Annotated in this window: 11 protein-coding genes; 4 read left to right on the plus strand and 7 right to left on the minus strand. The window is 46.6% G+C overall.

Going from position 1 to position 12,352, the window contains the following annotated elements:
- Window positions 1-79: 79 nt before the first annotated feature.
- Window positions 80-322 (minus strand): hypothetical protein, encoded by a 243-nt coding sequence (locus MJ770_RS15190; protein ID WP_239256055.1) that lies wholly within the window; start codon window positions 320-322, stop codon window positions 80-82.
- A 223-nt stretch (window positions 323-545) separates the two neighbouring features.
- On the opposite strand from MJ770_RS15190, the gene MJ770_RS15195 reads away from it, so the two are divergent.
- From MJ770_RS15195 to MJ770_RS15210, 4 genes are all read left to right on the plus strand, one after another.
- Window positions 546-1,175, plus strand: a complete 630-nt coding sequence (locus MJ770_RS15195) for an AAA family ATPase (RefSeq protein WP_239256057.1) — start codon at window positions 546-548, stop codon at window positions 1,173-1,175.
- Window positions 1,175-1,471, plus strand: coding sequence for a hypothetical protein (locus MJ770_RS15200; RefSeq protein WP_239256059.1), 297 nt, complete (start codon window positions 1,175-1,177; stop codon window positions 1,469-1,471). Before MJ770_RS15195 ends, MJ770_RS15200 begins: the two co-directional genes overlap by 1 nt.
- Before the next feature lie 269 nt (window positions 1,472-1,740).
- On the plus strand, window positions 1,741-2,106 hold the full coding sequence (locus tag MJ770_RS15205) for a recombinase family protein (RefSeq protein WP_445083169.1): 366 nt from the start codon (window positions 1,741-1,743) through the stop codon (window positions 2,104-2,106).
- A 121-nt stretch (window positions 2,107-2,227) separates the two neighbouring features.
- Window positions 2,228-5,014, plus strand: a complete 2,787-nt coding sequence (locus MJ770_RS15210; protein WP_239256061.1) for a class I SAM-dependent DNA methyltransferase — start codon at window positions 2,228-2,230, stop codon at window positions 5,012-5,014.
- On the opposite strand, the gene MJ770_RS15215 is transcribed toward MJ770_RS15210, so the two are convergent.
- From MJ770_RS15215 to MJ770_RS15240, 6 genes are all read right to left on the minus strand, one after another.
- Window positions 5,011-5,955 carry an SH3 domain-containing protein gene (locus tag MJ770_RS15215; protein ID WP_239256063.1) on the minus strand — a complete coding sequence of 315 codons (945 nt, stop codon included), beginning with the start codon at window positions 5,953-5,955 and terminating at the stop codon, window positions 5,011-5,013. The genes MJ770_RS15210 and MJ770_RS15215 overlap by 4 nt on opposite strands.
- A 44-nt stretch (window positions 5,956-5,999) precedes the next feature.
- A complete protein-coding gene (locus tag MJ770_RS15220; protein WP_239256065.1) occupies window positions 6,000-6,395 on the minus strand; it encodes a type II toxin-antitoxin system YafO family toxin in 396 nt (131 codons plus the stop codon).
- A gap of 5 nt (window positions 6,396-6,400) precedes the next feature.
- Complete coding sequence (yafN, locus tag MJ770_RS15225) at window positions 6,401-6,694, minus strand: type I toxin-antitoxin system antitoxin YafN (protein WP_239256066.1); 294 nt, start codon at window positions 6,692-6,694, stop codon at window positions 6,401-6,403.
- A 545-nt stretch (window positions 6,695-7,239) separates the two neighbouring features.
- The gene (gene istB, locus MJ770_RS15230) at window positions 7,240-8,007 is read right to left on the minus strand and encodes an IS21-like element helper ATPase IstB (protein ID WP_076517572.1); all 768 of its coding nucleotides are present in this window, start codon (window positions 8,005-8,007) and stop codon (window positions 7,240-7,242) included.
- Entirely contained in the window at window positions 8,004-9,476 is a 1,473-nt protein-coding gene (gene istA / locus MJ770_RS15235) for an IS21 family transposase (protein WP_239256038.1), read from the minus strand. The genes istB and istA overlap by 4 nt, the downstream gene beginning before the upstream one ends.
- Before the next feature lie 249 nt (window positions 9,477-9,725).
- Window positions 9,726-12,077 (minus strand): TonB-dependent receptor, encoded by a 2,352-nt coding sequence (locus tag MJ770_RS15240; protein WP_239256067.1) that lies wholly within the window; start codon window positions 12,075-12,077, stop codon window positions 9,726-9,728.
- Window positions 12,078-12,352 lie beyond the last annotated feature (275 nt).

Consider the following 12,352-nt stretch of genomic DNA (forward strand, 5'->3'; position numbering starts at 1 on the left):
GTATTGAATGTTGTTCTGAGCGCCAACTCCTCAACATTCAACTAATTTAAGACCCAGCCTTGTGCTGGGTTTTTCTTTTTTAGCTGTCGTTAAATTCTACTGTCACACTCCTGAAGCCAATTTCCTTGGCGTCTGATAACGCACCATTCAACCGCTTATAAATCTTGTCGTTCTCTGTTCTAGCTTTCGAGATTCGCTCCTGGTTACCATTGGCTTTTTCAAACACCAACATCCATCGCTCACTTTCCATAGGAGCAGGAACGATTGTCGCAGTGCGCAACAACCCTTCTTGAAACATCTGCCGTAGCATTCGAATTTCCACTCGCTACCCCTATCGATAACTATAACTTTAACCAATTACAACTTCACAAAAGTATACTATTCTGCTCATGTTTAGCAATACCCATGTTTTATAGGTTGATTTTGCGCTTGTTTTGGTACCAAATTAGCACTATATTGATACCTAATAAAAAGTACCAATAAGACACCATATTGGTACCAAAGTGATATCTAACCGGCACCAAAATGGCATAGGAACGGCACCAATGATCGTACTTATAGGAAGTCAAAAAGGTGGGTGTGGAAAATCCACAACAGCCATTAATATCTGTGCTGAACTAGCAAAAAAAGGGCACGATGTTGTTCTAGTTGACGCTGATCGCCAATGCACAGCAGCTAACTGGGCGCTAGATCGCACCGCAAATGAAAGTCTCCCGAAAGTTCATTGCGTCCAGAAATATGAAAACATCCGCGACACTCTTCTCGATCTTGATAAGCGATACGGCTATGTTGTTGTCGATGCCGCTGGCCGTGATAGTCGTGAACTACGAACGGGAATGACAGCCGCACATTGCTTGATTGTCCCATTCCGCCCCTCTCAGCCTGACTTGGATACGCTACCCAACCTCCAAGAAATTATCACCCAGGCTAAAGACCTCAATCCAAGCCTAGCGGTATACGGCCTAATCACAATGGCACCAACAAACCCAGTCGTCCAAGAAGCTGAGGAAGCCCGCGCATACCTTTTAGACTACCCAGAAATCAAACTCCTCAACACCATCATTCGCGACCGCAAGATATACCGCGATGCAATGAGCGAAGGTATGGGCGTCGTTGAGTTGAACAACCCGAAAGCCACTGAAGAAATTCAGATGCTGATGCAGGAGGTGTTCTAATGGTAAAGCGTCGTACTCCACTTGCTATTGCAGCTCAGGACAGACCTGAACCAACTCCCGAACAAATAGAAGCGTTCGCCTCTGGAGTAGACGGGGCAAAAAAGCCGCCGGTGACGGAACCTATTGCAACCATAGACCCCCGAGCGAAAAGGGACTTCAAAGGCATACGTGTTCCTTTTAATGAGTACGAATACAACATGCTTGAAAAGCTGGCGTCAAAAACGGGACGCTCAAAGCTGAATGCTATTCGGTATGCAATAACCAAACTCGCCAACGACGAGCCAGAACAAAACTGAGATGACACTAAAAAGGCTCCACTTAGGTACCATTTTGGTATCAATTTTAATTATTTCATCTCAGGCATCAGCGGCACCCCAAACCTATGGGAATGCCGTAGTAGACACAGTGACAACGATTTACGATGGAGACACGTTTAGAGTCACCATCAATAAATGGCCACCTATTATTGGCAAAAACATCCCCATCAGAGTTAACGGCATAGACACGCCTGAAATAAGGGGAGGGTGCAAAGCTTAAATTGAGCAGGCCAGGCTAGCTAAAAAACATTGGTGCTGGTTTGCGGTCGCCAGCTGAACCTTGGGCAGATACTACGTCACTATCAGGTCGTATGGTATTGACTATCTTTGCTGGCATTGCTGACTTTGAGCGATCTCTTATTATTGAGCGCACGAGTGCTGGGCGAGCTGCTGCGAAAGCCAAAGGCGTTCGATTTGGGCCAAAACCTGTTTTAACTCCAGAGCAGATAAAGCATGCGCGAGGGCTTATTGGTGGGGGGGCGATCTGTATCCGAGGTCTCGCGTCTGATCGGGGTTCACAGATCAACACTTTACCGATCTTTGTCACGATAGATTTTGAAGTTGTTGTCATTATCGGACTCCGATATTTGGCATTTTTTAACTTAAGCTATTGATAAATATCAATAAAATGTATTCTGAGTAGTGCATTATTGACCCGTTTTTACGGCTTTTGTGGAAGGGGGTTAGATATTTGGTCGTTTATTATGATGCATAAAACTAATAGGAAGGACATCTATGCCACTTTCATGGAATGAAATTAGAGATCGCTCCGTTGCCTTTGTGCGCGAATGGGAAAGCGAGTCCTCTGAGCACGCAGAAGCTAAGACATTTTGGGATGAATTTTTTCAAGTTTTTGGTGTTAGTCGCCGTCGCCTAGCGGCTTTTGAAAAGCACGTTAAAAAAGCGGACGGTAAAGACGGTTTTATTGATTTGTTTTGGCCTGGAATGCTCCTAGCAGAGCATAAATCCAGAGGGAAAAATCTCGATTCAGCCTATGATCAGGCCACCGATTACTTCCCTGGCTTGAGCGATAAAGAGCTTCCTCGTTACATCATCGTTTCTGATTTTGCCCGTTTTAGAGTTCGCAATCTGGACACCGACGAGAACCATGAATTTGATCTAGCTGATCTCCCGCAAAATCTATCTATTTTTGGGTTTATAGCGGGCTATGAAACCCGTCAGTACAAAGAACAAGACCCTGTAAATACCAAAGCGGCAGAAAAGCTCGCTCAGCTTCACGATGCACTCAAAGACGTTGGCTATGACGGTCATGCGCTTGAGGTTTACTTGGTTCGTATCTTGTTCTGCATGTTTGCCGATGATACCGGCATTTTTATGCCGCGTAGTGCCCTTGAAGACTTTATACGTGTGCGCACGTCTGAGGATGGATCAGATCTAGCCCCTCGTTTAAATCAAGTGTTCCAGACATTAAATACCCCCCCTGAGAAGCGGCTTAAAAACCTCGACGAGCAAATAGCTGCCTTTCCCTATGTGAACGGTAAGCTATTTGAAGAGTTCTTGCCGCAAGCGGGTTTTGATAGGGCTATGCGGGAAACACTGCTGGAGTGTTGTGAGCTGGATTGGGGAGCAATCAGCCCAGCAATATTTGGTTCACTCTTCCAAGGCATTATGGATGCTAAAGCGCGTCGTAACCTTGGAGCACATTACACCAGCGAGAAAAACATTCTAAAAGTCATTGGCCCGCTATTCATGGATGAGCTGCGTGACGAATTTGAAAAGATTAAAACACAGCCGAAGAAACTACAGGAATTCCATGAAAAGCTAGGGTCACTCAACTTCTTTGACCCTGCTTGTGGCTGTGGAAATTTCCTTGTTATCAGCTACCGAGAGATTCGACTGTTAGAGCTGGAAGTAATTAAGCGCCTCTACAGTAAGGGGCAGCAACAACTCTCAATGGACGCAGTTGATCAGTATGTAAAGGTCGATGTGGATCAGTTTCACGGCATCGAAATTGAAGAGTGGCCCGCCCAGATCGCTCGTGTTGCTATGTGGCTGATAGACCATCAGATGAACTTGCTTGTGGGGCAAACATTCGGTCAAGCGCTGGTTCGGGTGCCTTTGGTGAAATCGGCTAATGTGGTTCATGGGAATGCGTTACAGCTCGATTGGGCGTCGGTAGTGCCAGCTCGGTGCTGCAATTATATTTTCGGTAATCCACCTTTTATTGGTTATCACTTGATGAGCAAGGGGCAAGAGGCTGATTTCGATAACGTTATGTCCGATATTAAAGGCTCGGGCGTCCTTGATTTTGTAGCGGCCTGGCATGTAAAGACAGTGCGATATATTCAAACTCAGAAAGGGCAGGGTTGCGACATTCATGCTGCTCTTGTTTCTACAAACTCAATTTGCCAAGGAGAGCAAGTTGGGATTCTTTGGGGTTGGATACTTGCGCAAGGGATCAAAATTAACTTTGCACACCGAACATTCCGATGGAGTAATGAAGCTAAGGGGGTTGCAGCAGTACATTGCATAATTGTCGGTTTCGGGCAAGTAGAGTTCAGTAACAAAACCATCTATGACTATCAGGGAGTTAGGAGTGAGGCTCAAGCGGTCGTTGCTCGCAATATCAATCCTTATTTGGTTGATGCTCCTGATCTAATTATTGCCAGCCGTGGTAAACCAATTTGTGCAGTACCTGAGATGAAATATGGGAGCAAACCAACGGATGGTGGTTTTTTGCTTTTAACCGATGAAGAAAAAATAGAATTACTAGAGAATGATCCAAATGTGTCTCCTTGGATTAAGCCAATCTTGAGTGCAAAGGAGTTTTTGCATAACGCAAAACGCTGGTGTCTTTGGCTTGAAGATATATCTCCAGGTCAACTGAAGGCTTTGCCCTCTGTAATGCTTCGCGTACAAGCAGTAAAAGATTTTCGTAGTAAAAGTAAAAAAGCGAAGACGCGAGAATTAGCGAATATTCCAACACTTTTTGCAGAACGCCGGCAGCCCAAAAGCAACTATCTCCTTGTACCACGTCATTCTTCAGAAAATCGCAGTGTTATTCCTGTTGGTTTTTTTGGTCAAGATAAAATAGTTTCAGATTCTTGCTCTTGTATCCCCGATGCAACGCTTTATCATTTTGGTGTCATGTCTTCATCTCAACACATGGCTTGGGTAAAGTATGTTTGCGGACGAATCAAGAGCGATTACAGATACTCCAATACAGTTGTTTATAATAACTTTCCGTGGCCAATTGACGCCACAGAGAAACACAAGGAAGCGATTTCAGTTGCCGCACAAATCGTCTTAGATAGTAGGATGAGATTTTCTGAGGCAACTCTAGCAAATCTATATGACCCACTAACAATGCCACCTGATTTAGTTAAAGCTCACCAGGCGCTAGATCGTGCGGTGGATGCCGCTTATGTTCCTAGCGGTGGGAAACGGAGCTGGAATACAGAAGCGGAAAGGGTTGCTTTCTTGTTCGAGCTATATCAAAAAATCACCTCTTTGCTACCAGTAGAAAAGCCGAAAGCAAAGCGAAAGAAAAAGGTGGTTTAATCATTTTTGGGATAAGCAATTTTGACGAGATAGTCGGTATGCACCCACCCAGGTTGAGTGCTTCCGTCTTTGAAAGATGCTAATCCTGATGCCCACCCATCTTTCTCGCCTGTCACTAGGAAGGATGTATTTTCCATCAGAGTGGCTTTTTCCTCGTTTCTTGTTGATGGACCTGTTCGTAATATCACTTTGGTTGTCGTAACAGCAGTGTAAACTAGGTGATCTATTCTATTGGATACGGCTTGGTGATGTTCAAACAGAATCGTAGCTTTGTTGTCCAGCTCCAAAAATAGCGTTGCATCTACTCCTTGCGCAACTTGGGATATAGCCCATATTTTCACTACTTGCACAACACATTCCAGGCCAGCTTTTAAAGTCATCAGCCACGCGGTTACTTGCTCTGGTGATAGTTTTTGCTCTTTATATTCTGTGGTTTCCGCATTTAGTTCATCAAGGTAATCCGTTACCTCGCTAAATTGCTCGTACATGGGATCAACAAGTTGGTTTATCTCTTGATAACTAAGTGCCGCAATACGGGCGTAATCATGGGTTTCCTGAAACCGAAGAATATTGTCGATAGGAATTTTTATGGCGTTCAATGCTTCTAAATATAAGCTATCTGATACTTGAGTCGCAGCGTAAGCACTGTCCAGCATCGCCTTTTGTTTTTCAAAGGTTTCCTTGTGTGCCATCTCAAACTCTAATACGGCTGATTGCCCACCAATAATCCTTTTCAGGTAGTCATCATTAAGATCTAGGAATATTGAGTTTGCGGCTTCAATGGCTTTTTTTATTGAGTGGCTTGGCGAGGCTTGTTCGAGTAGTTCTTCATACATCGAAAATTGGCTTAGGGCTTGGTTGTACATAGAGTTTTCAACAAGATCTCTCATCCTGTTTTGCTCCTCTATTAGACGCTTGCATGCTTCTATAGCGTTATTCATAAGTATCCTATTCGGATTTAAAAAGGAGTGTTTTGTGATCCTTTTTAGTACCTTTTCCTGAAGTTTTCAGCAACCAACCCTATTCGATACATGGTTTCGTTCTGTCGCTCTTGGTGGTGAGCGTCAGGGGATAGGATAGTGATAAAGAGGACGTCGCTAGGGTTGAGGATGCCTTCGCAGTACACCAGGTGCTCGTCGCTACAGCGGTAGAATTGAATTTTTTTGGTTGGAAAAGGATTGTCGGCGTTTGCGAGGTGGAGGTGTTTTACATCTTCGGCTTTGACGATCGGTAAGGTGTGAGGATGGTCGAAGGGAACGTCCCTGCCGAAAGTGTCTGGCGGGACGCCGGTTTCTTTGTATTTGATGAAGTCCGAGACTAATGTGGCCAGTTCATCTTTGCTTAGAATCTTCTGAATTATAGTACTTTTGAAAACGCGCATTCATGTTACTCAGAGAAGTTGAACAGTTCCTCTTCGCTTGCCGCAAGTAACAATTCTGCGCCTTGCTCGGCAATGGCTTTCATCCGAGCGGCACTAGGTCGGAATTGGCCCTTAACCCCGTTCAGGTTGGCTTCGAGTAATTTAACCATATTCTCGAAGGCTGCGGCACCAATCACATACCCCGCAGTCTTGTTGTGCGAAAGCACGGCTACGGGTTCATCGCCAAAAAACTCCGCTGGCTTTTTTCTGAGTTCAGAAAGCGCAACCGTTTTTTCGGCATAAACCGATTGAGTGGACATTATGACAACTCCCTGCGTTTTGTACAATAGTGTGTATAATGTTATGTACGTTTTTATGTGGCGAATATTAGGGTTTATCCTTACCTAGTGTCAATGATCCTTTGTAAAAAGTTTTACCAATGAGGTAAGAACGCTTTGTTAAGGTGGGGCGTTAAGCGCAGTAATACTGGGTTTAACGGTTCTTGTGCGCCTCAGTCCCACTATAGGTATGAGGTGAGCCTGAGCAACGAAATTTATGTTAAAAAGGAGAGCCAAATAGCTAAATTTGGTTTGTTGCTTTGTAGGGATGATGTCAGTCTCTGATTTATGTTTACAAATTACGTTACTGATATGGACTATAAATCCCTAAAACTCCTGATGAGCACGGGGGACTTAGTACATTGTGAGCTGGTTCCTGGCCCGATGAGTAAAGGGTGGAGAGAAATAAAACAATATGGGTCTCCGATCATGAAAACATGATCAAACGAGAGCACTTAGTAACAAACACTGAAGCCTTTGTCTGGCGTCAACTATCTTGGCCGGTCGGCGACAACTATGATGGCCGGTTAGGTGGTTTCTCTTTTCACTTCTGATTTAGTCTTTTCAACATATTGTTGCTTACGATAACTTTCGCCCTCAAGTTCAATGATGGTGGCATGATGAATCAAGCGGTCAATGGCGGCAACGGTCATCATTCCGTCTGTGAATATACTGTCCCAAGCGCTAAAGGGTTGGTTGGCCGTCACAATTAACGTACCGCTTTCGTATCGGTGCGCGATAAATTCAAACAGCACATTTGTTTCTGCATCCGTCTTTTTCACGTAGCCAATATCGTCAATGATAATGACCGCGTATTTATCCAGTCGCGTCATCGCGGTCATGAGGTCAAGATCGCGCTTGGCTTGCTGGAGATGCTGTACCAGGGCGATTGCTGGGAAGCACTTACAGCGAATGCCCTGTTCGATTAGTGCGTGCCCCAAGGCGCTGGCAAGGTGTGTTTTACCTGTGCCGCTCGGGCCAATCAAAAGTACGTTGTCACTGCGGCGCGCCCACTCTACGTCTTGCTCAAGCTTAGCGATGCTGCGCTGATTTTGACCGCTAAACGGTTTTCTATCGAGCGTGGCAAACGTTTTTGTCGTCGTTAACTGCGATTCTCGACGCCACTTTTGTATACGGCGTTGGAGCCGATCCGCCATTTCATATTCGCACAGCGCGAGCAGGTAATCAGCGTGAGACCAGCCGCTATCCGCTGCCGTTTGCCACAGCGTTTTGTAATGCCGGGCGAAGCCCGGTAGGCGCAATTCTTTAAGCAATAACAGTACGGCGTCACTCATGAGTACACCGCCTCAAACGTATTGCGGGGGTTGGTCCACAGCAGCTCATCGTATGCCTTCAGTGAATGCTGTACCGGTTGCCTCGTCTCAGTCTCTCGTGTCTGGTGACTCAGGAACCGATCTTGCATCGCGAGGATTGATGGGAACTCGCCAAGCAAGGCACCGGCCAGTAAACTCTCACCCAAATCAGTTTCACAATCGTATTCAAAGGCTAGGCGCAAAACGGTTACCATCCATTTACACGCTTCGCGTTTTTCCAAGTGTTGATCCGCACATCGCCACAACTGCCGGTATGCCTCGTTAGGCAGCAAATCGTCTCGTAAGCTTGAGTAGCGGAAGGCTTGAGGCTTGGATGCTAAAGCCCGAATCACATGTTTGTAATCAATGCGGCGTGCACGCTGCTCGCCCGGTTTTGGATAAACACGCGGCAAAGTGAGCGCGTAGGTTTGTCCGACATAGAGCATGAGCTTGTCGTGGTGCAAGCGTAGTTGCAGACGCTCGCCGACGAGTCGTGAGGGTACTGAGTAAACCACCCGCCGAACCTCAATCGTAGCAGAGCGAGTGACCCGAACTGACAAAACTTGATAGTCAACAGAAGGTTGATCTGGCAGTGGACTCAGTGCAGCTTGTTCATCGGCAAACCGCGAACGAACCCGCTGATTGAGCTTGGCTACAGTTTTGTCGATCCAGTATTGGTACGCCGCAATGCACTCGAAATCGTGACTGCCACGCAGCTTAAACTGTTGTGACAAGCGATGTTTCAACGAACCGTTGGCGCATTCTACAACACCGTTTTCATGCGACTGGCCAGGGTTATTGCGGGTGGGCTGCATACGATAATGATCACACAAATCGCGGTATGCATCTGTCCATATATTCTGGGTATTGTTGCGTGCTGCACTGAGGCTGTCGGTGCGATGCTCAACCGGGCTGCCGCCTGCTTGTTGCAGTGCGCGCTGTAAACCACAGGCTAACGCTGCGTAGCTTTCGCCGCCTTGTACAATTGTGACTGAGCGCCAGCCGCTATAAGCAAGACGAAACTGATAGAGCAAGTGGGGAAAGGCCTGACCCGCAAGGGTAACCGCGTCATCGGGGTGGGTGAAATCGGAAAACCCTTGCTGCCCTATCACCGCTTGCTGGCGAAACATCACCTCTTTGTCGGGGCCGGACAGCGCACGCCATTGCTTTACCCGTCGCTGCAACGTTCTCAATACACGTTGATCGTAGTGCTCGGGGTAGTGCTCTTGCAAATACTCCAACAGCGTCAGTCCAGTAAGGCTCGGCTCGCGTTCGAGTAACACCACAAGCTCACGCTCCCAGACCGCCTCCAGCGGATCTTCGCGGGTGCGCCAATGGCGCTCAGGTGGATGGTGGATTGGGTCTTTCTCGATTCTACGGCCTGAACGGACGGAAATATTTGCCTTCGCGGCTGCAGTTTCTTGGGTGATACCACGTTGTCGATGCTGCATGTACAGCTCCTCTTGTCGTTGGGTGATATGTAATCCCGGCACGCTGTTCTCCAAGGGAAAATCAAAGTACCGAACGTTACACCCAACCGGCCAAGATAGTTGTCGTCAACCGGTCATCCTAATTGTCGCCGAACATACTTCCATGCCCTATCGTAATTTACTTACAGCCGAGGCCTTAAGTTGCATTCCAAAAACAAAAAAGCCCGCTAATAAAGCGGGCAAGGTGGGTGTCAATAATAAGTGCGTAAATTACATAAAGTTATACGCGAAGCTAATACCATAAGTGACCGGTTTAGCCGCATAGCGAACGACGACATCTTGAGTTACAAATTGGTTGCTCCAGTAATATTCATCGGTCACGTTGCGGCCCCATACCGTTGCGCTCCATACTCCATCTAAAGATTCAACGCCCGCACGTAAGTCCAAGGTTGTGAAGCTATTGATACGGGTTTTATCTGGGTCGCCAAAGGTTGAGTTTGCTTCGCTGTTATACATCAGATTGGCCCCTACAAAAGCACCTAGCGTGCTGCTAATTGGCAGACGGTAATCCGCGTCTGCAACAAAATGAAAATCAGGAGTGAACGGCAGCTCAGATCCAGCGAAGTCTCCCTGCTCTCGCACACCATTTAAGCCGTCTTCATCTTGTCCTGTGGTGGGATTAACGAATGCGTACCATTCATTAACTTCGGTATCTACATACGTGCCAGAGGCGCGCAACATAAGGCCGTCGATGGGCGTATACGTTAGCTCCATCTCAAAACCTTGAATGGTAGATTCTGGTATATTCACTAAGCGATCTAGCTGGTTATACACCGGATCTTTAACACTCCCGCGCACCTGCTTATCGTTATATTCATAGTAGAAGACGGCTGAGTTTAGCTGCGCTTTACGATCCGCCAGCGTCCATTTAAAACCCGCCTCTAAGGCTTGCACTGATTCTTGCGTAACTGGCTCAAATTGTGATGTGGTCGATGCTGGCAATATCGGATAGCTGCCCGTTTTGTAACCCTTAGATGCGAGTGTGTATAGCAACAGGTCATCGTCAACACGGTAATTTAGGCCAAACCGCCAAGACACATTGTCTTCATCTAAGGTGTCTTGATAAGGAGTGCGACTAACATCCGCAGTCGCTGCATCCAAGCTCACGCATTCGCCTGGCACGATAACAGTTGTTCCCGGCGCCTGCCCTTTCAAGGCATCAGAAAAGAACGCAAAGGTGGCGTTTAAACCAGGATCAGTATTATGACTACAAGAGGTAAAATCATTTTTACTTTGTGTGAAACGAACACCCGCAAGCACGGTAAGCTGTTCACTCAGGTCGTATTCTAAATTAGCGAATATGCCAACATCCTCAATATCTTGAGTAATACTGGTGGTAGATTTCTGGATAAACGGGCCACCGGGGTTTAGCGCTACATTGGTTGAATCACCGACTAGCACCGTCTCATCGCTGATGACATCGTTAGTCGCGTAGTTCAAACCAACTAACCATTGGCTGCTATCGGTATTGCCAGACAAGCGAAGTTCTTGAGTGAAACTGTCAACACTACCCTCAGAATCTATGCCCATATTCTGCAAGGTGGTGCCATCTCGGTCCATTGAGTAATCTTCTCTGTACTCAGAATAGGCCGTGATGGACGTAAACGTCAGGGAATCGCTAAGCTCATGGTCTACACGCAGCGTGAATTGCGTGAAATCATCATTACGAGACAAATCGCGCCCTTCATCCCACTCGGCACTGCGCGCATTATTAGCGGCGTTTGGCTGAACAGAAAACGCATCTATGCGGCTTTGCGTTGCAGCCACATCAGAAACCAATGGCTCGCTAGGTGATGAATATTGCAACTGAATATCTTGGAGCTGCGCGGCTTGGGTGTCGGACTTATCTGCCCAGCCATTTACACCGGCCAACACAGTGGTCCGATCACTAAGATCAAACTGTAATTGTGCACGACCTTTAAACAGATCCTCTGCACCTAACTCGCGATTAGACGCCACGCTTTTTTGCCATTCATCTGCTTGGGTAGTAGCTAATGCGATTCGGCCTGCAACGGTGTCACTAAGTGGGCCACTGACATGGGCCTCGGTTTCCAGCTTATTAAAACGACTATAGCTCAAGCGGCCACCGGCCTCTAATTCAGTGGTCGGTTTAGCAGCAATATAGTTAATTGCGCCGCCGGTAGAGTTCTGACCGAACAACAAGCCCTGCGGCCCTTTTAATACTTCCACACGTTCTAAATCAAGGGTCGCACCTTTAGTAAATGCGCCATAGGCCAACGGTACTTCATCTACATACACACTCACTGCAGGGCTGGCACCCAGTGTGTAGTCATTAAAACCAACCCCTCGCAAAGAGAACAAGGGCGTACCATTTTGACTCGCGGTGAACACTAAACCAGGTGAGACCTTAACCAAGTCACCGGTATCATTAATTCCTGCATCAGCCATCTGCTCGCCTGTTGCAGCTGATACGGATAATCCTACATCGTTGATAGATTGAGCACGTTTTTGAGCGGTGACGACGACCTCTTCGATTTGACCTGCATATACCACTGCGGGGAACAACATAGCGATAATTTCAACGCCAAGAATCTTTTTCATTTACGAACCTCTATGCGCAGCACTGGTAAAACGCTCAATGGACAGAAGATCATCTGCCACTGATGTACCCAGAAATGCGTTTACTCCAGTGTTATCATTATTTATGCCATACGGACCACGCTCGTTGACACATCCAACACAAACATTATTGACAATAAAATCAATAATGCCGGTTGAGCACATTCTGCGCGGTTAGATTAAAGACCAATATACGTAAATACCCTTAAGCGCTGGAGCTATATTGATCAAAAACACAGTATGATTAATTATATTAT

The sequence above is a fragment of the Candidatus Nitrotoga sp. M5 genome (assembly GCF_927904885.1).
GTDB lineage: Bacteria > Pseudomonadota > Gammaproteobacteria > Burkholderiales > Gallionellaceae > Nitrotoga.

Excerpts from the sequence above, each read along its gene's own strand:
- MJ770_RS15240 (WP_239256067.1), bottom strand. The coding sequence starts at position 12,077 with ATGAAAAAGATTCTTGGCGTTGAAATTATCGCTATGTTGTTCCCCGCA.
- MJ770_RS15215 (WP_239256063.1), bottom strand. The coding sequence starts at position 5,955 with ATGAATAACGCTATAGAAGCATGCAAGCGTCTAATAGAGGAGCAAAAC.
- yafN (WP_239256066.1), bottom strand. The coding sequence starts at position 6,694 with ATGTCCACTCAATCGGTTTATGCCGAAAAAACGGTTGCGCTTTCTGAA.
- MJ770_RS15195 (WP_239256057.1), top strand. The coding sequence starts at position 546 with ATGATCGTACTTATAGGAAGTCAAAAAGGTGGGTGTGGAAAATCCACA.
- MJ770_RS15220 (WP_239256065.1), bottom strand. The coding sequence starts at position 6,395 with ATGCGCGTTTTCAAAAGTACTATAATTCAGAAGATTCTAAGCAAAGAT.
- istA (WP_239256038.1), bottom strand. The coding sequence starts at position 9,476 with ATGCAGCATCGACAACGTGGTATCACCCAAGAAACTGCAGCCGCGAAG.
- MJ770_RS15200 (WP_239256059.1), top strand. The coding sequence starts at position 1,175 with ATGGTAAAGCGTCGTACTCCACTTGCTATTGCAGCTCAGGACAGACCT.
- istB (WP_076517572.1), bottom strand. The coding sequence starts at position 8,007 with ATGAGTGACGCCGTACTGTTATTGCTTAAAGAATTGCGCCTACCGGGC.
- MJ770_RS15210 (WP_239256061.1), top strand. The coding sequence starts at position 2,228 with ATGCCACTTTCATGGAATGAAATTAGAGATCGCTCCGTTGCCTTTGTG.